Below are 22,918 nucleotides of genomic sequence, written 5' to 3'. Positions count from 1 at the left end.
TCAACCACATCTGCTACGAAGTCGGCGTGCGCGAACTGATCGTGCAGGGCTACCTCTGCCCGCTGCGCACCAAGGCCGGCGTCGCGCGGGCCGACATGAGCGGATTGCACACCCGCGCCGGTGAGTTCATCGCCGGCGAGGTCGAGGATGTCATGGACACCGACGACCTCGTGCAGGGTGCGTGCGCCGAGATCATCGAGCAAACCGCCGATCGCCGCTCGGTGCTGATCTTCACTTCCGGCATTCGCCACGGTCAACACGTCGCGGAAACGTTGCGCAGTCGCCACGGAGTCGAGTGCGGGTTCGTCGAGGGCAACACACCCATCCGTGAGCGCGATGCACTGCTCGAACGATTCAAGGCGGGGGAGTTGAAGTACCTGGCGAATGTGAATGTGTTGACGACTGGTTTTGATGCCCCGGGAATCGACTGTGTGGCCATGTTGCGCCCGACACTCTCGCCCGGGCTGTACTATCAAATGGTGGGACGAGGCTTCCGCCTTCACCCCGAGAAGTCGGACTGCCTTGTCCTTGACTTCGGCGGGAACATCATGCGCCACGGGCCCGTCGATTGCCTCCTCATCGAGGAGCCGATCGAGCGCGTCGGCAAGGCGCCGATGAAGGAGTGTCCGGGCTGCCACGCCATCATATCCGCGGGCTATCTGACGTGCCCGGAGTGCGGGTACGAGTTCCCGCCGCCCCAGCGTAGCAAGCACGAGCCGCAAGCCACCAACGCGGGCATCCTCTCCGACCAGGTCTCGCAGACCGAGCACACTGTGGACGGTGTGTCCTACCACGTGCACTACAAGCGGAATGACCCGAGCGCTGCGCCCACTATGCGTGTCGAGTATCGCTGCGGTTTCTCGACGACATTCCGCGAATGGGTGTGTTTCGAGCACACGGGATACGCGCGTCAGAAAGCCGAGCAGTGGTGGCGACGCCGTTCGAACGAGCCCGTGCCCGACAGCGTTGATGAGGCCGTCGACCTCGCCGACTGCGGCGCATTGGCGCCGACGATCTCGATCACTGTCGAGCGCAAAGCTGGCGAGAAATACGACCGGATCGTCAACCACGTCCTCGGCCCCGAGCCGCTCAACATCGAGAACGAGCAAGGCGCTGCGGCAGTCGCCTCAGCGTACGGCGGGATTCCCGAAGACGAGATCCCTTTCTGATGCGGTCTCAGGCGCGACGAGGACGAGTCACGAACTTGGTCTCACCACACCGTGAGCACTCCGATCGCTCGCGGTCGAAGTCGGACGTCAAACCGAGTGTCGTCGCGATCGGGTTCACGGCGATGCGGTTCTTGATCCTGGCGAGATGTGCGATGCAGTCGTCGCAAAGCCAGCGGCTCGGATCCGACCGAAGTACCGCGATGACCTTCTCAGGGTTTGATCCTTCCATTGCGGCGCCTCCTCGGCACATGCTATGCGAGTCCGCACTCAAGGAGGCGGCGTGACCCAGCCCGGCTCGACCCTCCTCGACGCCGCCCGCTCGTACACCGCGCGCGGCTACCGCGTCGTGCCCATTCCGGTGCGGAGCAAGGCGCCGGTGCTTACCGCGTGGCAGTCCCTACGCCTCACCGAGGCTGAACTGCCCCAGCATTTCAACTGCGTGGGCAACATCGGCCTGCTGCTCGGTGAGCCCAGCGGGTGGCTCGTTGATGTCGATCTCGACTGTCCCGAAGCGATCGAACTGGCGCCGCGCTTCCTGCCCCCCACTCTCGCGGTGAGCGGCCGCCTCGGTGCGCCGCACTCGCACTGGTGGTACATCTGCGAAGGTGCGACCACGAAGAAGCATCACTTCCCCGGCACCAAGCGGATGATCGTCGAGATCCGCAGCACCGGCGCGCAGACGGTCGTGGGCCCGAGCATTCACCCCTGCGGCGAAGCCTACGAGTGGCTCACCGGCGAGCCCGCATCGGTGACGCACGAGACGTTGCGCGGGGCGGTCGATGCGCTCGTGGCCGCAGTCGTCGAGCGCACCGGTGCATCCCCTGCTGCCCCGCCACAAATCCACGCTCCAACACCCTTCGTCTCAGAAGACGCGGTGCTGCGGCGCGCGGCCGCGTACCTCGACGCCATGCCGGCGGCCATCTCCGGTCAGGGGGGACACAGCACGACCTTCGCCGCGGCGACCGCGATGGTGCATGGATTCTGCCTTGACCGCGACGCGGCGCTGCAGCTGCTCATCGAGCGCTACAACCCGCGCTGCGAGCCGCCGTGGTCGGAGAAGGAACTGAGGCACAAAGTCGAGGACGCCGCAACCAAACCGCACGATCGACCACGCGGCTGGCTGCGCGACTCGAGCACTCCCACCGATCACCACGACGTCGATCTCGCAGGCATCCTCGGTTCGACCGAGGAAACCCCGGCGCTGGCGCCTGCCTCCGGCGCACCGTCCGATCCCGGACCGTTGCCCGATCATCTTCTCGATGTCCCCGGCCTCATCGGCGCGGTCGTGGAGTTCAATCGCGCCACCGCCCCGCGCTGGCAGCCCTGGCTCGCACTCGCTGCCGCTTTGTGCCTCCAAGCCGTGCTCGCCGGCCGCAAGGTGCGCGATGAGCGTGGCAACCGCACCAATCTCTACGCTGTCTGTCTCGCCGGATCAGGCTCGGGCAAGGACAATCCGCGCAAGATCAACACCCGCACTCTCTACCTCGCCGGAGCGCCCGAACTGGACGGTCAGGGCGAACTTGCCAGCGATGCCGGACTCGTCGCCGCCGTCGAGGCCCAGCCATCCATCCTCTTCCAGATCGACGAATTCGGCCGTTTCCTGCGCACCATCGGGGATCCGAGGCGTTCTCCACACCTTTTCAACATCATCTCCACGCTGATGAAACTCTACTCGTCAGCCCATGGCATCTTTAAAGGTAAGGCGTACGCCGACCCCCGCCGCAACAAGATCGTCGATCAGCCCTGTGTCTCGCTCCTGGCGACGACCGCCTCGGCGCACTTCCGGGAATCCCTGACCCCCGAAGCCATGAGTGACGGCTTCATGGCCCGACTGCTCATCTTCGAGAGTGAGGACATGCCGCCGCGCCGTTGGCTGGCGGATCTCAACCCGCCCGAATCGATCGTCAGCGCCGCCCGCTGGTGGCATGAGTTCTCACCCGGCGGCAATCTCTCTGGCGAACATCCTCAACCCATCCTCGTCCCCACCACCGACGAAGCGCGGGCCATCTTCGATGCGCTCGCGGCCCGGGCTGACAAGGAGATGCTCGAACCGCGCGAGGATGTCCGCTCCATCTGGGCCCGTGTCGAGGAGAAGGCCTGTCGCCTGGCGCTGCTCTACGCCTGCTCGCGTGATCGCGAAAAGCCCGTCGTCGATGAATCCGCGGCGCTCTGGGCGTGCGAGCTGTCGGAACATATGAGCAGACGTGTTCTTTTCCTCGCCCACCAGTTCGTCTCGCACAGCGAGTTCGATGCGCGACAGAAGGCCATGGTGCGGGCGATGCGCGCCGCGGGAGGTCGCATGACGCGATCTCAACTGTGCCGGGCGACGCAGCATCTCAGCAAGCGCGAACGCGAAGAGGTTATCGACAACCTCCTCGAGACCGAGCGCGTGGCCGAGATCATCGAGAAGACCACCGGACGCTCGCGGACGGTGTATGTGCTCACGGAGTGACCATGCCGCCCGACCCTTCTTTCACTTCTTTCTTCATTCTACGGGGTGTGTTTAAGCGCAAGTGCGCGCGGAGAAAGAGAGGGACTGAAGAATGAAAGAAGGTAGTAGTACTCTCTGTATGTCTATTTCTCTTCTCGACTTGCGCTCTCCAACTTCCTTCAGCGCGCGGCGCTTCTTTCAGCGCGCCATAGGTACTTGGCGCGAGTTGGTCGCCGGTGAGGCCCGCGGGAACAGCCGCCAAAGTAGAGAGACAGATGATAACGCGACCCTGTCCGACTTTTTGGATTGGCGCGCGGTCGGGAGGACGACGACATGAGCGCAAGTGTTGATGACACCTTGATTTGCCGCCTTGCGGGCGAGTTGTGGGCGGTGTTCGCGCCGTGGCGCGGGCCATGGGGTGGCGGCGGCGCAGCGGCGGCGTACCTGGCGCGGCGATCGTTCCGGTCCGGCGCGGGTCTGCGCTGGCGGCACCAGGGGCGCGATCGGGATGAGCGCGATGAGAATGTCGAGGCGCTCGGCAGGCTGGAGCGGCGCGGGTTGCTCACGCGCCGCGTCGAGCGGACGAAGGTCGTTGCCACCCGGCTGCTCGACGCCGGGATCGAGCGGGCGTGCTCACTGGCCGGCGCGCCGTGCTGGACCGATGGCCGGGCCGTCTGCGAGCGACTCGCCGCGCTAGATGATGTGCGAGCGACGATGACGCACCTCGGCACGTGGTGGACGGCCGAGTGGGCATTGGCCGGCACGCCGCCGTACTGGGCCGCGTGCGGCAACGACGAGACCGCTCGCGCCAATCGCCAGTTCCTGTCGGAACTTGAGGAGCGGGCGGTTCCCGCGCTGGTGCGTGGCTGGCTGGTGAGCGGGGCCGATCTGGACGGGCGGGTGTGGTACAGCCTCACTGCTGCTGGGCGCGCGGCGCTGACGGAAGCGCCGGCGGAGGAGACGCCGGCGATCGACGCCGATGCCGATTGCGCGCTGGCGTGGCGCGAGGGAGCGCACGCGATGCAAGTTCGGCTCGCCGCAGCCCCACGCTCGGAACGGGAAATCGGCCTTCTGCCCCTGCCGGCTCACGGCGGACCGATCGTGGGCGACGACGTTCGCCCACGTGGCGATGTGCCCACGACCTACGGCCGAGGAGGCCACCGCGCGGCACATCTCGGCACAGGGGCCAACGTGGGCGGCGACATGGCGGCCACCGGAGCAGCGGATTCGCGCCCGAGCCGCCCGGCTACCAGAACAAGGAGAACGGACTCATGAACGCGTTCAAGGTGGAACTGCGGCCGCTGGCCGAGATCAAGCCCTACGAACAGAACCCGCGCCTCAACGACAAAGCCGTCGAGGCGGTGATGAACAGCATCCGGGCCTTCGGATGGCGGCAGCCGATCGTGGTCGATGGCGACGGCGTCATCATCTGCGGCCACACGCGATGGAAAGCGGCGCAGCGACTCGGCTTGGAGATGGTGCCGGTGCATGTCGCGACCGACCTGTCGCCCGAGAAGGTGCGGGCGTACCGCATCGCAGACAACAAGTCGGCCGAACTGGCCGAGTGGAACATGGAATTGCTGCCCATCGAGATGGCCGAACTCCAGGGCGCCGGCTTTGACTGGTCGTCTCTCGGATTCAGCGCGGACGATCTGGCGAAGCTGCTCGATCCTGGCGTGCGCGATGGGCTCACCGATCCCGATGCGATTCCTGAGCCGCCGGATGAGCCGATCACGAAGCGCGGCGACCTCTGGATTCTCGGCGAGCACCGGTTGCTCTGCGGCGACAGCGCGAGCGCGGCCGATGTCGATCGGCTGCTCGATGGCCAGCCGATCCACCTCGTGAACACAGACCCGCCGTACAACGTGAAAGTCGAGCCGCGATCGAACAACGCGATCGCGGCGGGCAACTCGTCATTCCCGGAGGCGAAAAAGAAGCGCACCCATCACCAGTCCTTCGACGTGGCCCGCCAGGGCGAGAAGAAGCGGACGACGAAGAAGATGCGCGCGAAGGACCGGCCGCTCGCCAACGACTTTGTAACCGACGAAGCGTTCGACGAGATGCTCGACGCTTGGTTCGGCAATATGGCGCGCGTGCTCATTCCAGGCGGCGGGTTCTACATCTGGGGTGGCTACGCGAACCTCGGGAACTACCCGGGTCCATTGAAGCGCGCCGGTTTGTACTTCAGCCAGGGCATCGTGTGGGACAAGCAGCACCCCGTGCTGACGCGAAAAGACTACATGGGAGCGTTCGAAATCGCGTTCTACGGTTGGCGCGAGGGCGCTGCGCACCGCTTCTTCGGCCCGAACAACGCGACCGACCTGTGGCATGTGAAGAAGGTCAACCCGGCGTCAATGGTGCACTTGACCGAGAAACCAGTCGAGTTGGCAGTGCGGGCGATGCAGTATTCATCACATGCCGGCGAGAACGTGCTCGATCTGTTCGGTGGATCGGGTTCGACTCTGATCGCGGCAGAGCAGACGCAGCGACGCGCGTTCCTGATGGAGATCGACCCCGCGTATTGCGATGTCATCGTGCAGCGGTACGAGCAGTTTAGTGGGAAGAAGTCGGAGCGGGCATGAGCCACGAGTTGTCATCTCGATGGGCGTGCCCGAAGCCACAGAAGGTAGTCGAGGTAGATGCGCGCCCGCATACCGCGCCTTTCGGCCTCTTGGGCGGCGAAGATCTGAAACAGCCGGTGGTCATCTCGCGTGAGGTGCTTGAGCCCCGGCCACTCGGGCAGCCGTCCTCGTCCCGCGAGTTGCTTGAGTCGTATCGCCACAACGCCGTCCAAGGGCAACTCCGCCGCGGCTTCGACGCGATCCAGGTGATGAGCAGCGCGCAGCAGATGATCGCAGACGCATCCGCGCATGAACAGGTTGAGTGCTTTGCGGGCCGTACCCCATGGTCGCGTGGATACTCGCACCTTCACATCGACAGAGTGGAGAAGGGCATCGGTCTGGTCATCGAGCCAGCGCTCATACATTCCGGTGTCGATGGTCTCGGCCACGCCGGCCAGGGTGATCTTGCAAAGCCCAGTTCTGATTCCAGCGACCACCCCCGGTTCCTGGTTCCTCAGTGCGGTGCCGCCGGTCATGTCGACGGCAATGTACTCCTGAGTGATCGCGACCAGATCTGGTTCGGTCAGGTTCATGATCAATTCGCTCCTGAAAGACATCTAGCGCGGCCGGGGATGCGGTTGGCCGCATTCGGTGCAGACGGGCGACGTGCCGCGCGGGTAAGCGCACGCGGGGCACAGACTACACCTTGCGCGCAGCCACCTTCGACTCGCCACCGGCATTCGGAACGCGACCTCCAAGATAATCGCGTAGAACAGTGTGTTGAGCGCGAAGCCCGACCACATCGGGTACAACGGAAGCGCCGGCTGATCGATTTGCATCAGTCTTGGGTCGCGATCTGGCAACCACGGAATTCCCCAGTAATGCGCCTCGAAGTCCTTGGCATCCCAACATTGCCAAGTCATGAGCGCCAGCATTGGCCAGCCCGCACCGCAGAAAGTCCGCACGGGCTGTCCGCTGCGCGCCGAATGCCACCAGACGTTGCCAGGATACGGAGTCGAAGTATTACCGATTTGGGCGCTCCACTCGCGGGATACGCGGGTGTTTGTCACATACTGAAAGCCAAATCGAGCGGTGACACTCACAAGGAGTTCACCGTTGTACGGATCGTGGTAGCGCGCGGGGCTTCGTTTCGCAGTCGAGTGCCAGGCAAGACACCCCCACGCCACCGCAACATTCACTATCGCGCCGAGCAGCAGGAAGATGGCGATGCGGCGTGCCCACTTGAGCATGATGTTCATTCTACTGGCGAGCGGAGGTTTGGGCATTCCCGCAGACACAGCCGCGGCGGCGAGCGCTGCGGCTGTGCATGGGTGAGACGGGTTGGCGGGCTACTCGCCCGTCTCGGCCGCCGCCTCCTCCGGCCCCTTCTCGCGCAGGGCGTGATACTCGATCATCGCGTCGAGCCAGGTGTCGTCGGTGGCGGCGACATGCTTGCGCTCGCGGCCGGGCACGATGCACTCTCGCTCCTTGAGGAACGCGACAGCCGTCGCCACCTGCGACCACGGCGGCATCTTCGACTCGTCGCCGCCCCCCACCTTGGCGCGAATCTCCTCAAGCGTGAATGCGGCGCTGCCCATGAGGTCGATGGCGTGGGCGACCTCTTCGTAGACTGCCCGCGTGCAGGCATGTTCGTAGGGCTGCCCGCGTCTGGGCACGACGCGGCGCAGCAGCGCGCCGCTGGCCGCGTCCACGGCGAAGGACTCGCCCGGTCCGCCATCTGGTCTTTGTGTCGCGGCGCTGACCGCGGTCGTGAGCGCCTCCCATTCCTCGGAGGTGACCATCTGGTCGGCGCGGGCTTCGAGCAGGCGCTGGGCCGCGAGCAGCACCTGGCGCAGCGAGTTGGTCTCATGGCTACTGGGCATGTTCATCACCTCCTTCCCGCCGCAACGCCGGCGGCGTGTACACATTCAGACAGGTGGCGCAGCGGACGCGCTGCCCGTCGTCGATCCAGATCAGGTTGTCAACGTGGCGCTCGCCGCAGCGCGGGCAGGCGTCTTCCGGCTCAACGAGATGCTGTTCATGTTCCGCCGTCATGGCCCCACCTCCCCGCGCGTTTCGCTCAGATCGAAGATCGCCACCACCGCGAGCAGGCCGACCAGCAGCGCCGTGCGCTCGTCGAGTCCCGCGAGGTCGCCTGCGGCGCAGGTGCGAATGAGCGCGGCCTTCTCGGCGGCGGGCATTTGGGCCAGGGTGTCGCGCATGGTGGAGCGGGTCTGGTCGGCATGGGCGAGCAGTCGTTGGACTTGCGGGTCCATCGATCACGCTCCTTTCCGGGCCGTGAACCGGCCCTTGTCGGCTTTGATGAACCGCGCTTCCTTGCCCTTGGCTTTGATCTCGCGGATCATCGCGGCGTACAAGGTCGCGTGCGGCGTGGCGCCGTTGGTCTTCCAGCCCGCGGCGATGGCGCGCTCGGCGATGGTCTTGGCGTCGAGGGGCTCTTTCGCCCGCCCCAGGACCTGCGCTGCCGCGTCGAGGCCGCTGAGGCCCTCGCGCTTCTTGCGTGGTTTGGCGTCGGCCTTGCCGCCGGTCGTCTTCTTCGTCGTCTCGCCGCGTGCCTTGGGCGCACCGCGGTCGGGCGGCATGGTGATGCCGAGCTGCGCCGGCGACTTGCCGGTGAGCTGCTTGATGCTCTGCTTGATGTGGAAGACGCCGGTGACGGTGCCGACGGCATCCACCTCGCGGCAGCCGGTCTTCTCATCGACGGCCGAGGTGGCCGGCGCCCGGTAGAGCAGCGGCGTGCGGCCATCGACCCGGAAGTACAACTCGTAGAGTTTGCCGTTCTTCTTCCAGCACACGTGGTTGCGGCTGGTGGGCAGGTCCTGTACCGCCTTGGCGATCTCGGCGTACTGGTCCTTGTTGACCAGCGCGATGCGCGGCGGCGTGCGGCGGCCCTTGCGCTTCTCGGCGGGCGGCGCTTCGGCCGGTGTCTTCGCGTCCGGCGTGCCCTGCTTCGCCGCGGCCTGCTCGGCCTTCTTCACCCAGCGCGACCGCTCTTTGCCCATGACGATTTCGGTCTTGAGCACGAGGCCCTTGGCCGCGGCCTTCGCGTCGCGCTCGGCGATGCGTGCGGCATCCCGGTCAACAACGCGGCCCCCGGGTTTCACGCCGGAGGCCGGTTTGGCATCCTTGTTGTCGGTCGCCTTGGGAGGCGGCGTGCTGGCCGTCTTCGGCGGCCCGGCCTCGCTGCGGAGACGCTGGGCGCTCTTGATGCGAACCTTCTTCTTCGTCTCAAGGTTGGTGGCGTCCCAGCCGCCGTGGCGGCTCTCGGCGTCGATGCGCACCCTGGCGATCTTGCCGCTCACCTTCGCGGTGTAGGTGGTTCCGATCTGGACTTCGTTCTTCTTCATAGTGCTGCTCCTTTCAAGAGAGCGGTTGGTGGAAACGACCCGGTCGCCGCGGCGACCGAGTTCTTCGATGACTGCAAAGTTCGGCGACACCGACCAGCGCGGCCGGCCCGCCCCGTCGGTCGCGATGATGCGGCTGTTCACGTTGGAGGCCTCGGCGAAGGCGTCGAACATGCGCTGCGTCGCGCGGCGTGCGGCGGCGACGATGCCTTCGGGCATGCCATCGTGGCTGGCGACGAGGTGGCCCAGGACGATGCCATCGCGGTCGCAGGCCTCGCGGATGACCACATCGGGCGCGCCGGCGCCGTTGCGGCGGGCGGGGCGATTTCGTTCAATGTGAATGGCGCTGGTCTTCATGATGCTCCCCTCTCACTTGCCGCTGGGCAGCGGCGTGATCTCGATCTTGCGCCCGCAGGCCGGGCACACGGCCTTGGTCGGCCGCGCCGACTGGCGTCCGGCCTCGTAGGCGCGCTCGAGCGCTTCCTTCACGCACCACACCGCGGTGTCGTGGAAGTCGAGGGAATCGCTGTTGCGGGTGGCCAAGGTCTCGAGGCCCAGGACCTCGCGGGCGATGGTGTTCAGTGTGTTGTCGCGCGTCATGCTCATGGCTTCTCCGTTGCGTTTGGCGTTGGTCGTTCAGCAGCCGGCGACGCGCTCGATCTCGCGGAGCACGTCGTGGATCATGCTGTTGGTGGCGTTGGGTCGGCCATGGCGGTCGGCCCCGTAGATGGCCTTGGCCGTCGCCGTCGCGGCGGCCCAGCGTTCGTCCTCGCCGCTGTGGCGCGACAGTTCGAGGCAGGTCTCGCCGAACAGAATCTGCGCTCCGTAGTCGGCGTCGCGGATCTCGACATCGCCTCGCTCGCCCTTGATGGTGATTTGTTTGATGGTCATGGTGGTGGTCCTTTCCGGCGCGTCGATCGCGCCTCGTGGTTACTTCGTGAAGATGCCTTCGGGCAGGATGTGGAAGAGCACCTTGGCGGTGTCGACCGCGTGCTGCCGCTTCGCGGCGTCCTCGGCGATGCGCTGCGCATCGGAGAGCAGCCATGCGGCGTCGCATCGGATTCCGCTGGCCGCGTGCTGCTCGCCCTCCTCGGCGTGGCGCTTGGCGTTGCCGAAATCCCGCGCGAGGTACTTCGATTGCGTCTGGTACTCGTCAATGGCGAAGTACAGGGCCTTCAGCGCCTTCTCGTGCTCGGGCGTCGTTGCGGCCATCTCCTTGATGCGGTTGAACAGGTCGTTGCTGGGCAAGGCGAGCAGGTCGTCGAGGCTCATCGTGGTGGTCTGGCTGGTTGCGTTCGTATCTGGCGTTGTCATGGTGCTGCGTCCTTTCGGTTGAGTGGTTCAGCGGCGCGGGGCCCATTCGTACCCGGCGCGTTCGAGTCGCGTGGCGTCGGCGAGGCAGACCACCCAGAAGGCTCCCTCGCCCAGCATCACCGCGCCGGCGCGGGTGCGGGCGGCGATCGAGAATGCGATGGCTTCGTCGCGGATCACCGTTGGGCGGTACTTGAGACCAAGGGCGCCCTGGGCGCTGATCGCGGCGTCTACGTGCGGGTTGGTGCATTGCGTTGGCATGCGTCTGGCTCCTTGCGGCGGGCGGCCTATTCCGCCCCGCGTTGCACACATGAGGGCATGAACAGCGCGCACATGCAAGGGGAATTGCCGAGGATTCGAGCAGGATTCGCAGATTGTGCACAACTGGGCATGAGTGTGGGGAACCTCGCCGCCAGCAGCGCGCCATGTGCTAGGCATCTGCTAGGAATCGCCGAACATCGCGCCGTGTTGGCCCACGTCGGGCCGGGTCTGCACATGGGCCGACGCCTCGCATCGAGCAACCCGGGCGCGCTGTGGGCCACGGAGGGCCGCCGTGTCGACGCAGCGTGAAGAACAACCCATTCGACCAGACTCACGGCAAGCCGAGCGCGCCGCCGGGCTGAACCCCGCCGCTCTATCGGTGACCGACACGGCGCGCACGTTGACGCGCGTCGGCGGCCGGCCGATCACCGAGGCGATGATCGAGCGCGACATCGAAGACGGCGCGCCGACGAACGCCGACGGCACCATCAACCTGGTGCATTTCGCCGCCTGGCTCGTGCGCGACATGGCCGAGAGCGCCAGCGCCAATGGAGGCGGCCGTGGCGATTGACCCGCGCCAACTCAAGCCGGCCGAACTCTGCCGCCTGCTCAACAGCACGCCGCTGGGCGAGGTGATCAGCGAGCGGCAACTGCACCGGCATCGCACCCGCGCCGGTTATCGCATCGGCGACGGCAAGACCGTCGATCTCCTGCGCTACACGGCTTGGCTGGTGATCGAGCGCCACGCCCGCCTGGCCGGTGAGGATGCCGCCCAGGATGATGCGTTTGACGAGAATGCCGACGCGGCCCGGACGCGCCACCTGCCCGAGTCATTCACCGGCCGGAACATCGACGCCCTGCCCGAGATCATCGACGCCGGTCGCAAGGAAGCCTGCCGCCGCAACTTCCGCCTCTTCTGCGAGACCTACTTCCCGCAGACGTTCCATCTGGCGTGGTCGCCGGACCACCTCAAGGTCATCGCCCGCATCGAGCAGGCGGTCCTCGAAGGCGGCCTCTTCGCGATGGCCATGCCCCGCGGATCGGGAAAGACCAGCCTCTGCGAGATCGCCTGTCTCTGGGCCCTGCTCTACGGCCACCGCGAGTTCGTCTCCCTCATCGGATCCGACGAAGAGCACGCCAGCCAGATGCTCGAATCGATCAAGGCCGAACTGGAGAACAGCGAAGTCCTCCTGCACGACTTCCCCGAGGCGTGCTTCCCCATCCACTGCCTCGACGGCATCCACCAGCGCGCCGCAGGCCAACTCTTCGAAGGCAGCCAGACCCACATCGGCTGGACGGCGCACGAGATCGTCCTGCCGACCATGCCGGGTTCGCTGCCCTCGGGTGGCATCATCCGCGTCGCCGGCATCACCGGCCGCATCCGCGGCATGAAGTACAAGCGGCCCGACGGCCGCAGCGTGCGCCCCTCGCTGGTGCTCATCGACGATCCGCAGACGGATGAATCGGCACGGTCGCCATCGCAGTGCGCCACGCGCGAACGCATCCTCGCCGGCGCCATCCTCGGCCTGGCGGGCCCGGGGCGCAAGATCGCCGGCCTCATGACACTCACCGTCGTGCGGCCCGACGACCTGGCCGACCGACTGCTCGATCGCGACAAGCATCCGCAGTGGCAGGGGCAGCGCACCAAGATGGTCTATTCGTTCCCGACCCGCGAGCAGTTGTGGGCGGAGTACGCGCGTCTGCGAGCCGAGGGACTGCGCGCGGATGAAGGCATCAGCCGCGCCACCGAGTTCTACGGCGAGAATCGCGACGCCATGGATGAGGGCGCTGAGGTTGCGTGGCCGGACCGGTTCAACCACGATGAACTCAGCGCCATCCAGCACGCGATGAATCTGCGGCTCCAGGATGAGGCCGCATTCTGGGCCGAGTATCAGAATGAACCGCTTCCCGAGAGCACCGCCCTCGACGAAGACCTGCTCACCGCCGAGCAGATCTGCGAGAAGGTGAATGGACACGAGCGCGGCGAAGTGCCCATCGGTTCCTCGCTGCTGACCATGTTCATCGACGTGCAGGCCAAGGCGCTCTTCTGGCTCATCGTGGCGTGGGAGGAGGATTTCACGGGCCACGTGATCGACTACGGCACCGAGCCGGACCAGAAGGACGCCCACGCGTACTTCACGCTCCGCGACATCCGCCGAACACTCGCGGCAGCAGCACCACACGCCGGCCTCGAAGGCGCCGTCTACGCCGGGCTCGAGCGCCTGACCGATGCCATGCTCGGCCGGGAATGGAAACGCGATGACGGCGCGATGGTGCGCATCGACCGGTGCCTGATCGACGCCAACTGGGGCCAGTCATCGGATGTCGTGTACCAGTTCTGCCGCCAGAGCCGCCACGCGAACCTGATCATGCCCAGCCACGGCCGCTACGTCGGCGCTTCGAGCATCCCCTTCAGCGAGTACAAGCGCAAGCGCGGCGACCGCGTCGGCCTGAACTGGCGCATCCCCGTCATCACCGGCAAACGCGCCGTGCGCCACGTGGTCTTCGACACGAACTACTGGAAGTCATTCGTCCACGCTCGCCTCGCGGTGCCGATGGGTGACCCGGGATGCCTGGCGCTGTTCGGCCATACCGGCGGATCATCGAATCGCACCGCGAGCAATCATCAACTGCTCGCCGAGCACCTCACGAGCGAGTACCGCGTGAAGACGCAAGGCCGCGGCCGAACCGTCGATGAGTGGAAACTCCGCGTTGATGGCCTCGACAACCATTGGCTCGACTGCTTGGTGGGCTGCTCCGTCGCGGCGTCGATGCAGGGGGCTGTTCTCTACGGCACGGATGTGCAGCCGGCGCCGCGCCGCCGGATCCGCCTCTCCGATCTCCAGGGCGGGCGGCGATGAGCGAAGTGGTGACCAGATCGAAGCGCGAGCCGGAACCGCGCGGAATCCGCTGTCCGAAATGCGGGTGTGGGCACTTCGAGGTCGTCTACACCCGGAAGATTCCGGACGGTGCGATCCGAAGGCGACGGGCGTGTCGGCACTGCGGGCGACGCGTGACGACGACGGAGCGGCTGGGCGCGTAGTTCAGAACGGAAGCGGATGCCGCCGCTAGTTCCCCAGTGGTGGCCAGTCAACGAGCGTCGGTGCATCTGGCGGGAAATCCGCTCTCCGCTGGTTGAACAGGTCATTGCTGTCGCTGCCCATCACTCTGCCGAGCGGATCAAGGAACAGGACCAACCCTGGACCACTCACTCCAGTCTCAAAACCCACCTCAATCGACGAGGCACGTGAATTTCTCCCGCTCCGAATCGGTCCGGGCCCCAGTATCGACGACCATGATCGCGTTGAAAGCGACTTGTACCACACGAGCACCGTGGACAGGTCAGCTTTGGATCTCCACGACTCCGGCCAGTCCCGTTCGTTCAGCCACGCATTAGCTGCCAAGTTTCTCTGAGGACGAATCGCGAAGACGACTCGCGGGTAAGGCGGCGGATTTGCATAGCCGTACCTTTCGATGTCCGGCTTGCCATGCCGATCGGCAGAACAGATCAGCAGCTGTTCAGTGCTCCACCAAGCCACTCTTGATACGTGTCCAAAGTGCCACGCCTCGAAGAGTACGTTCCCGGCGAAGTCGTAAACTCTGATAGCGTTCGGAGAACTGCTGTTCTGTTCATGAATGACCACAATCTCGTCTTCGGGCGAGTCCGGTAGCACGTTGGCGACGAAGAAGTTGTTGACAACGTAGCTCGGAGGTTCACCGACGCGGTCGAAAGCTTCCGGGACGGATGGGTGTGAGTGAGGCTCCGCCGCCTCCGTGCGCCACAGTGGTGCAGCGAGATCGTTCACATCGCACACCCAGAGCTGTTGTCCCGTGGCATGCGCTCCCTCCCGGACCGTGAACAATGCGAAGCGACCACCTCCCACGCCCCCCGGTCGGCTGACCAACTTCGCGTGCACGTTGTAGGGCTCAGCTGCGTTTCCTCCAAGGGTATCCAGTGGCCGGTTAAACTTTGTGATCAGGTGCGCGAATCGACCATCGGGTGAGATCCAGAACTCAAAAGGACGATGGTTGTTGTACCAGGTCAGGCCAGCGCTGGTGGCCAACACAATCACCGCAACTGCTCCCGAAGCACCGATCGAGACAGGAAACGGATGTTTCCCCAGCCAGCGTGTGATTCTGATCCATTTCGAGACCGGCCGAGCATCGATGGCTTCACCTGCGAGGTGTCGAACGATGTCCGTTCGAAGTGCTTCAGCGGACTGATATCGACGGTCCCGGTTCTTCTGCATTGCCGTCGAAACGATCGCCTCCAGATCACCGCGGAAGCGGCGATCAAGCGATGCCAGAGATCTGGTCGGCCCTTCTCTGATGAGCCGCGTTGCTTGGTGCAGCGGCGTCCCACGGATGTCGAGCGCCGGTGTGCGACTGAGCAACTCGTAGAGAATTGCGCCGAGCGAATACACGTCGCACCTGCTATCCAGTTCGTGTGGATCGCCGTCGCATTGTTCTGGACTCATGTACTGCAACGTCCCGACGATCTGACCGATTTCGGTCTCCTGCGTTGTGGAAGAAATGTCCGAATCGGTGATGCGGGCGACGCCGAAATCGATCACCTTCGGCTCGCCGGTGGAATCGACGAGAATGTTCGCCGGCTTCAGATCCCGGTGAATGATGCCCTTCTGATGGCCGTGATGAACGGCTTCGCACACTTTGCAGAAGAGCCCGAGCCGGTCACGAATTGAAAGACGCTGGACTTCAGCGTATTCAGTAATCGATCGTGCCCCGGGTACTAACTCCATCGCGAAAAAGAGGACGCCGCCGCCAGGATCGGAGCCATCGGTGTGCGTACCCGCCTCGAATACCTGCGCGATGTTCGGATGTCGAAGCCTCGCCAGAATCTGGGCCTCGTCCTGAAAGCGCCGAAGTGCAGTACGCGTTGCCAATGGCCGGCTGAGTACTTTTAGGGCAACGGTTCTTTTCGGCTGCTCCTGCTCGGCTTCATACACCCGACCCATCGCACCCTCGGCGATGAACGACGTGATGCGATAGTGGCCCACGCGGGCGCCAACTGCCGTCATCGGTGGGTTGGCCTCTTCCATTTCAGAAACATCGAGGCGAAGTGCTTCGAGGACTGCCTCATTCACTTCGGCCGCCGGCGTTCCGAGGAAGGTGCCTACCTGCTCATCGGATTCGAGCAGCGATCGAACTTCATCCAGAAGTTCGGCGTCGTCCGCACACTCCCGCTCCAGGAACTGGTCCCGCTCCTTGCCGGTACGGCACTTGCCACTTTCGAAGAGAACTCTTACTCGCTGGAACCTCTCCGGAGTCATGGGCACGACTCTCACTCCTGGTCATCATTCGACAGCTCTCGCTTGAGCCACGCGCGAGCGAGCGTCCAGTCGCCCTCGACGGTTCGCTTGGACACATTGAGCGTCTTCGCAACCTCTTCAACGGAAAGTCCGGCGAAGAACCGCAATTCGACAACTTGGGCCTGGCGCGGATCGAGCTGTTCGAGTCGATTGAGGGCTTCGTCCAAATGGACGACCTGGCTGGGCCGAGCGAAAGACGAGGCAATCTGTTCGTCCAGTGTCAGACGCAGCCGGGAACCCTCTCGTTTGGCGGCATGCTTGCGCCGTGCGTGATCCACAAGGATCTGTCGAATGATCTTGGCTGTGAGCGCCACAAGGTGGTGGTGATCGAGTATCTCCGGCTGTGAAGCCGCCAAACGGAGAAAGGCTTCGCTGACGAGGGCAGTAGCCTGAAGCGTGTGATTCGGCGGCTGGCCTCTCATGCACTGTCGGGCAACCGCCCGCACCTCCTCAAAGAGTGCGGGAGTCCACTCGGCGGGTTCCTGACAGAATCCATGCTGTGGCACCGCTGTCATTGCGTCACTCTTTCCGTGGGGCATGGACATTCTACCTTGCGATGCGCCGGAATCCGACGCTCTCCTGCCTCCTCTTTGGCAGTAGATTGGTCGCAGATCACCGTGTTGCGTCCGCCACGGCCCGGCGAATGGCGGTCCGACATGCAGGCTTGCGGAGTTCCGCTGTGGATTGCGTTAGGCCTTATGGACGTCCCCATGAGAATCAGCAGTTGTGCAACGGGGGCAGAGTGAGGAATCGGAAACCAAGAGAAGGAGGCGGTGAATGTCATCAGGTTCGTTTCAGAAGTTCGTTTCATTGGCCAGTTCGGCGCTGGTGTGGGGCTGCGTCTGCCTATTGGAACATCGTGTCGCCCTCGGTCAGTCAGTACTCGAAGACTGGCGTCTCATCGCTCAAAACGGAGCGAGCGACGACCTCTTCGGCGCATCCGTTTCAATCGATGGCACTTGGGCGATCATCGGCGCGTACGGCGACGACGACGCGGGATTCAGCGCGGGCGCCGCACACATCTGGTACTTCGACGCCGCAACAAGGCAGTGGACCCGGACGGCAAAGCTGCTCCCCGAGCCTGAGTCCGACGAAGGGTACTTCGGCTTCTCGGTCGCGATGTCTGGCGGTATCGCCGTCGTCGGCGCGATCTACGCCGACGATCTCGGCAACGACTCCGGCGCTGCGTACGTCTTTGATCGCGAAAACGGATGGGCACGAACAAAGCTGCTGGCTCCGGATGGCGGCGAGGGGGAGTACTTCGGGCGATCGGTTTCCATCGACGGCGGGGTTCTCGTGATCGGCTCCTCATCCCGCACTCAGGGTCTGGAGGCGGGTGGAGCCTATGTCTTCCGGCGCAATGGGCACGTGTGGGAGTTCGAGACGAAACTCGGTCACGAGACGCTTGAACCGGGCGATCAGTTCGGTGACTCCGTGTGCGTCTCCGGAGACCGAGTCGTGGTGGGTGCCTGGGGCGACGACGGTGTCGGTCGCGCCTACGTCTACGAGCACACGGTCAATGGGTGGGGCACACCGCGCGTGCTGGCTCCTGACGATGGTGAACTCGACGATCGGTTCGGTTGCTCCGTTGACACGTCAGGCAATGCGATTGTTGTTGGGTCCTATGGCCATGAACATGACGGCAACAGCGCCTGGGCTGGATCGGCGTACGTGTTTCGACATGATGGCCAAGATTGGCGCCAGCAGCAGGAGCTTCTCCGGAGCGATCCCGCCGAAGCAGATGACTTCGGCCAGCGTGTGGCGATCCACGACGATACCATCGTCGTCAACTCCTATCAGGACGATGACAAAGGCGAGTCATCGGGCTCCGCATACCTGTTCCGCTACGACGGCAACGGCTTCTGGGAGCAGGACCCGGACAAGTTCCTTGCGTCCGATGGTGCACCGTTTGATCTCTTCAGTTACTCAGCCGTAGCAACGGATGGTCGAATGGTGCTGATCGGCGCGTACGAAAACGACAATGAGAACGGCGAGAATGCCGGTGCCGCCTACATCTACGACTTGAGTGAAGGAATCACGCTCGTCGCAGACGGGACCTGCCCCGGAGGCGGGCCGATTCGCATCGAGTGGTCTGGCGCTACGCTGAAAGGACAGGTCGCCTTAATCTTCGCGACCTGCGAAGGAGAGTATCTCGTCCCGCCCCGCAATCCTTGTCAGGGTACCCAGCTTGGACTGGGTCCGTGCCAGATTCGGGTGGGGTGGATCGGTCGTTCCGACGGCACAGGATCGAGAGTCCTCAATTCAAACGCCGGTGCGGGGGCCTGCGACAAATTCCTCCAACTCCTCGATCTGACAAGCTGTGCAACGAGCAACGTAGCCACGATCGAGTGATTCGCACAAGCCAAGGCGTCGTACTTCAAAGGCCCGGGGACTCGTTCTCCGGGTTCCTTTTATTGGGTCTGTCTACCCGTGTAACGATCTCACTCCCACCGCCCCCCATCCACAATCCCTGAGCGTTTCATCCGTCGGTACCTGACGGATGGATCATGTGCTTCCACCTCTGGATGACCCCGCGCGGCTCGTGATCGAGTTGCGCTTTGTCCCTGCGCCGGATCGCGATGACGCGGTGCAGGAGGCGTGGGTGGCGCACCTGGAGGGGCGGCCGGTTTCCACCGCGGTGAACACCTACGCCCAGCGGCAGCGGCGCTATCGCAAGCGCATGACCGTTCTCATCGAAATGTACGAGGACAAGGGATGGCTGAGTCCGACATCGAGCAGGCGATCAAGCAAAGCGCCCAAGGCCCCGCCAAGGCGAGCGGCGACTCGGGCAGCGTCGAGCAGCACAGCCTCGCGGACCAGATCGAAGCGGACCGCTACCTCGAAAGCAAGAAGGCGAGCCGGGGCAAAGGGCTGAAGGTGAAGTTCGTGCAACTGGAGCCGCCGGGTACGGCGTGATGATGCTCAAGCAATTGATGACATCGTGGTTTGGCAGCAGCGGCAAGGCGCCGGCAGCGTCATCGCGTCCGCTGGTGCGGATCGTTCGCGCCAAGTTCGACTCGGCGCAGACCACGACCGACAACCGCCGCCACTGGGCCAATGCCGACGGCCTGTCACCCAATGCGGCCCTTTCGCCCGAGGTCCGGCGCATCCTGCGCAACCGGGCCCGCTACGAGGTCGCCAACAACTCGTACGCCAAAGGGATCGTTCTCACACTGGCCAACGACACCATCGGCACGGGCCCGCGCCTCCAGATGCTCACGAATGACACCAAGGCCAACGACATCATCGAGAAGTCATTCGAGCAGTGGTCGCGGGCGATCAACCTGCCCGAGAAGTTGCGCACCATGCGACTGGCACGGGCCGAGAGCGGCGAGGCCTTCGGCATTCTCACGAATAACCCGGCCGTCGAAGCGCCGGTCCAGCTCGATCTGCGACTCGTCGAGCCCGACCAGGTCACGAGTCCGCCGGGTCGCCTGCTCCGCATCGGCGAGGCGGACGGCATCACCTTCGATTCGTTCGGCAACCCGATCAAGTACACCGTGCTGCGTCGCCATCCGGGGGACGGCGGCATGTTCGGCTTTGGCGGCGAGTTCGACACCGTGCCTGCCGCATCGGTCGTCCACTACTACCGCGTCGATCGGCCCGGCCAGTGGCGCGGCATTCCCGACATCACGCCGGCACTGCCGCTCTTCGCCCAGTTGCGGCGTTACACACTCGCGGTCATCGCAGCCGCCGAGACCGCCGCCGACTTCGCGGCCGTGATCTACACCGACGCCCCGCCCAACGGTGAAGCCGAATCGCTCGAGCCGATGGACATCGTCGAACTCGAGAAGCGCCTGGCCACGGTCCTGCCCGGCGGCTGGAAACTCGGCCAGGTCCACGCCGAGCAGCCCGCGACGACATACGCCGAGTTCAAGCGCGAGATCCTCAACGAGATCGCGCGTTGCCTGAACATGCCTTTCAATGTCGCAGCCGGGAATAGCAGCGGGTACAACTACGCCTCCGGCCGGCTCGATCACCAGACCTACTACAAGTCGATCCGCGTCGAGCAGAACCACCTCCAGACGGCGGTCCTCGATCGGATCCTGCGAGCGTGGCTTGATGAAGCCGTGCTCGTCGAGGGGTTGCTGCCCCAGTCGATGCGAGCGATCGGCGTTGCCACGCCGCACACGTGGTTCTGGGATGGCATGGAGCACGTCGATCCCGCCAAGGAAGCGAATGCGCAGGCCACACGACTGGCCAACCACACCACGACACTCGCGACCGAGTTCGCCCGGCAGGGTCGGGACTGGGAAGAAGAACTGCGCCAGCGGGCGCGCGAAATCGCATTGATGAATGAACTGGGGCTGACCCCGACGCAGGCGCAGCCGCGCGCCGACAGCCCCGACGAGACAGACAAGGACGAAGAAGATGGCAAAGAGCAAGACGCCAACGCGATCAGCCGCATCGCCGCCTGAGCAGAGCACACCCTCGTCGATTGAAATCACCGCGCCTGCGCAGATCGATGTCGAGGCCGCGGCCGGCGAAGGGACGACGGCTTTGCCGCGTTTCAAGATGGTGGCGTACACCGGCAGCGCCATGCGTGTGGCTGCGTGGCGGCATCCTGTCATTCTCGACCTGGCGGGTCTGAACATTCCCTCGCAGCAAAGGCCAATCCGGTTCAGCCACGATCCGGCCTCGGGTGTCGGTCATACCGACACGATCCGTATCGAACAGGGACAACTCATCGCCTCGGGACTCGTCTCGCGCGACACGCCCACAGCCCGCGAGATCGTCACTTCCTCGAAGAACGGATTCCCCTGGCAGGCGTCGGTTGGCGCTTCGGTCGAGGAATTCGAGTTCATCCGTGAAGGGCAGAAGGTGCTCGTCAACGGCCAGGAGTTCGCCGGGCCGGTCAACGTCGTCCGCAAGGCGACGCTGGGCGAGATCAGTTTCGTGGACCTCGGGGCGGATGGAAAGACCAGTGTGAACGTCGCGGCGATCGCTGCGACTCAGGAGAACATCATGGACGGTGAAAACAAGGACAATGAGAACGGCACGAGTGTCTCCTCCACCAACGGAGTCGTTTCGGAGGCCACCGCGGAATCAGCGCCGTCGGCCGATGTCGCTGCCACGGGTGACACCAAACCCAGTGCCGTCGAGGACATTCGCGCTCAGGCGCTTGCCGAGACCAGTCGCATCGCGGCGGTCCGCCGCCTCTGCGCCGGCCAGCACGATGAGATCGAAGCCAAGGCGATTCGCGAGGGCTGGGATTCCACGCGCACCGAACTGGAGATCCTGCGCGCCAGTCGCCCCAAGGCACCGGCAGTCCATGTGCCCGACCAGAGTGTGAGTACGCAGATCCTCGAGGCGGCATGCTTGATTGCAGCGCGGTTCGAAGACCTGGAGAAGCACTGCGAGGAACGATCGCTCGACCTGGCGGCCAAGCGGTTCCGCGGCGGCATCGGGTTGCAGGAACTGCTCCTCGAAGCCGCATGGGCGAACGGGTACACCGGCCGCAACTTCCGCGACAGTCGTTCAGTCCTGAGGTTCGCGTTCAATCCCGGCATCGAAGCTGGAATAAGCACAATCGACATCGGCGGCATCCTGAGCAACGTCGCCAACAAGTTCCTCCTCGAAGGGTTCTTCTCGGTCGAACGCACCTGGCGCAACATCACTGCGGTGCGCAACGTGAGCGACTTCAAGACGGTGACGTCGTACCGGCTGGTGGGCAAGGACCAGTACGAGATCGTGGCGCCCGGCGGTGAACTCAAGCACGGCACGCTCGGTGAAGAGCAGTATACCAACAAGGCCGACACCTACGGGTTGCTGCTGGCCATCGATCGGCGTGACATCATCAACGATGATCTCGGCGCCATCACGACCGTGCCGCGCAAGCTGGGTCGCGGCAGCGGCCTGAAGATCAACGATGTGTTCTGGTCGATCTTCATGGCCAACACCGACTTTTTCAAGGTCGGCAACAAGAACTTCCTCAGCGGCGCCGACACGGTGCTCAGCATCGACGGCCTGACCAAGGCCGAAGTCGCCTTCATGGACCAGGTCGACGGCGACGGCAAACCGCTGGGAATGCTGCCCGCGATCCTCCTCGTGCCCACTTCTCTCAGTGCCGTCGGCACGCAGCTCTTCAAGAGCATGGAACTCCGCGACACGACCGCGAGCACGAAGTACCCCGTCTCCAACCCGCACCAGGGCAAGTTCCGCGTCGAGGTGAGCCGGTACCTGAGCAACGCCTCGTACACCGGCAACTCCGCCAAGGCGTGGTACTTGCTCGCCGATCCGACGGACCTGCCAGTCATCGAAGTCGCGTTCCTCAACGGACAGGAATCACCGACGATCGAGACGGCCGAAGCCGACTTCAACGTGCTGGGCATCCAGATGCGCGGTTACCACGACTTCGGGTGCGCGTTGCAGGATCCGCGTGGCGGAGTCCGCGCGAAGGGCGAGGCATGATCAGGCGCGGAATCTGAGTGATCAGTTCTCCGCGGCACACGTGAATCAGGAGTTTGAATATGACACAGGCAACATACGT

Annotated in this window: 22 protein-coding genes; 10 read left to right on the top strand and 12 right to left on the bottom strand. The window is 64.4% G+C overall.

The window, feature by feature from the left end; all coding sequences use genetic code 11:
* The 4 genes from IT430_00110 to IT430_00095 all read left to right on the top strand — a co-directional run.
* Nucleotides 1-1,169, top strand: a 1,169-nt coding sequence (locus IT430_00110; GenBank protein MCC6906315.1) for a hypothetical protein, incomplete at its 5' end; no start/stop codon positions are given.
* Nucleotides 1,170-1,449: 280 nt separating this feature from the next.
* Entirely contained in the window at nt 1,450-3,621 is a 2,172-nt protein-coding gene (locus tag IT430_00105; GenBank protein MCC6906314.1) for a DUF3987 domain-containing protein, read from the top strand.
* Nucleotides 3,622-3,933: 312 nt separating this feature from the next.
* Nucleotides 3,934-4,875 carry a hypothetical protein gene (locus IT430_00100; protein ID MCC6906313.1) on the top strand — a complete coding sequence of 314 codons (942 nt, stop codon included), beginning with the start codon at nt 3,934-3,936 and terminating at the stop codon, nt 4,873-4,875.
* Nucleotides 4,872-6,182, top strand: a complete 1,311-nt coding sequence (locus IT430_00095) for a ParB N-terminal domain-containing protein (GenBank protein MCC6906312.1) — start codon at nt 4,872-4,874, stop codon at nt 6,180-6,182. The genes IT430_00100 and IT430_00095 overlap by 4 nt, the downstream gene beginning before the upstream one ends.
* Nucleotides 6,183-6,193: 11 nt before the next feature.
* Here the strand turns inward: IT430_00095 and IT430_00090 are convergent, their stop codons facing one another.
* The 10 genes from IT430_00090 to IT430_00045 form a co-directional block, all read right to left on the bottom strand.
* A complete protein-coding gene (locus IT430_00090; GenBank protein ID MCC6906311.1) occupies nt 6,194-6,754 on the bottom strand; it encodes a hypothetical protein in 561 nt (186 codons plus the stop codon).
* Nucleotides 6,755-6,778: 24 nt separating this feature from the next.
* Entirely contained in the window at nt 6,779-7,411 is a 633-nt protein-coding gene (locus tag IT430_00085; protein MCC6906310.1) for a hypothetical protein, read from the bottom strand.
* A 99-nt stretch (nt 7,412-7,510) separates the two neighbouring features.
* Entirely contained in the window at nt 7,511-8,044 is a 534-nt protein-coding gene (locus IT430_00080) for a hypothetical protein (protein ID MCC6906309.1), read from the bottom strand.
* Complete coding sequence (locus tag IT430_00075) at nt 8,034-8,216, bottom strand: hypothetical protein (protein MCC6906308.1); 183 nt, start codon at nt 8,214-8,216, stop codon at nt 8,034-8,036. Before IT430_00075 ends, IT430_00080 begins: the two co-directional genes overlap by 11 nt.
* Nucleotides 8,213-8,437, bottom strand: a complete 225-nt coding sequence (locus IT430_00070) for a hypothetical protein (GenBank protein ID MCC6906307.1) — start codon at nt 8,435-8,437, stop codon at nt 8,213-8,215. Before IT430_00070 ends, IT430_00075 begins: the two co-directional genes overlap by 4 nt.
* A gap of 3 nt (nt 8,438-8,440) precedes the next feature.
* Nucleotides 8,441-9,883, bottom strand: coding sequence for a winged helix-turn-helix domain-containing protein (locus IT430_00065; GenBank protein ID MCC6906306.1), 1,443 nt, complete (start codon nt 9,881-9,883; stop codon nt 8,441-8,443).
* A gap of 12 nt (nt 9,884-9,895) precedes the next feature.
* On the bottom strand, nt 9,896-10,132 hold the full coding sequence (locus IT430_00060) for a hypothetical protein (protein ID MCC6906305.1): 237 nt from the start codon (nt 10,130-10,132) through the stop codon (nt 9,896-9,898).
* Between the two features lie 30 nt (nt 10,133-10,162).
* A complete protein-coding gene (locus IT430_00055; protein ID MCC6906304.1) occupies nt 10,163-10,417 on the bottom strand; it encodes a hypothetical protein in 255 nt (84 codons plus the stop codon).
* 39 nt (nt 10,418-10,456) lie between these two features.
* Nucleotides 10,457-10,840 (bottom strand): hypothetical protein, encoded by a 384-nt coding sequence (locus IT430_00050; protein ID MCC6906303.1) that lies wholly within the window; start codon nt 10,838-10,840, stop codon nt 10,457-10,459.
* Between the two features lie 27 nt (nt 10,841-10,867).
* Complete coding sequence (locus IT430_00045) at nt 10,868-11,098, bottom strand: hypothetical protein (GenBank protein ID MCC6906302.1); 231 nt, start codon at nt 11,096-11,098, stop codon at nt 10,868-10,870.
* Nucleotides 11,099-11,390: 292 nt separating this feature from the next.
* Between IT430_00045 and IT430_00040 the strand changes: the two genes are divergently transcribed.
* Nucleotides 11,391-11,669 carry a hypothetical protein gene (locus tag IT430_00040; protein ID MCC6906301.1) on the top strand — a complete coding sequence of 93 codons (279 nt, stop codon included), beginning with the start codon at nt 11,391-11,393 and terminating at the stop codon, nt 11,667-11,669.
* A complete protein-coding gene (locus IT430_00035; protein MCC6906300.1) occupies nt 11,659-13,959 on the top strand; it encodes a phage terminase large subunit family protein in 2,301 nt (766 codons plus the stop codon). The genes IT430_00040 and IT430_00035 overlap by 11 nt, the downstream gene beginning before the upstream one ends.
* A 207-nt stretch (nt 13,960-14,166) precedes the next feature.
* Here IT430_00035 and IT430_00030 read toward each other — a convergent pair whose 3' ends face one another.
* On the bottom strand, nt 14,167-16,395 hold the full coding sequence (locus IT430_00030; protein ID MCC6906299.1) for a serine/threonine protein kinase: 2,229 nt from the start codon (nt 16,393-16,395) through the stop codon (nt 14,167-14,169).
* A gap of 5 nt (nt 16,396-16,400) precedes the next feature.
* On the bottom strand, nt 16,401-16,967 hold the full coding sequence (locus IT430_00025; protein MCC6906298.1) for a sigma-70 family RNA polymerase sigma factor: 567 nt from the start codon (nt 16,965-16,967) through the stop codon (nt 16,401-16,403).
* A gap of 271 nt (nt 16,968-17,238) precedes the next feature.
* Between IT430_00025 and IT430_00020 the strand changes: the two genes are divergently transcribed.
* The 4 genes from IT430_00020 (at nt 17,239) to IT430_00005 (ending at nt 22,839) form a co-directional block, all read left to right on the top strand.
* Entirely contained in the window at nt 17,239-18,780 is a 1,542-nt protein-coding gene (locus IT430_00020; GenBank protein ID MCC6906297.1) for an FG-GAP repeat protein, read from the top strand.
* Between the two features lie 363 nt (nt 18,781-19,143).
* Entirely contained in the window at nt 19,144-19,344 is a 201-nt protein-coding gene (locus tag IT430_00015) for a hypothetical protein (GenBank protein MCC6906296.1), read from the top strand.
* Between the two features lie 17 nt (nt 19,345-19,361).
* Nucleotides 19,362-20,846, top strand: coding sequence for a phage portal protein (locus IT430_00010; GenBank protein MCC6906295.1), 1,485 nt, complete (start codon nt 19,362-19,364; stop codon nt 20,844-20,846).
* Nucleotides 20,800-22,839 (top strand): hypothetical protein, encoded by a 2,040-nt coding sequence (locus IT430_00005; protein ID MCC6906294.1) that lies wholly within the window; start codon nt 20,800-20,802, stop codon nt 22,837-22,839. The genes IT430_00010 and IT430_00005 overlap by 47 nt, the downstream gene beginning before the upstream one ends.
* Nucleotides 22,840-22,918: the final 79 nt, after the last annotated feature.

Source organism: Phycisphaerales bacterium, from assembly GCA_020852515.1.
Taxonomy (GTDB): Bacteria; Planctomycetota; Phycisphaerae; order Phycisphaerales; family UBA5793; genus UBA5793.
This window is presented reverse-complemented; position numbering and strand designations above follow the sequence as displayed.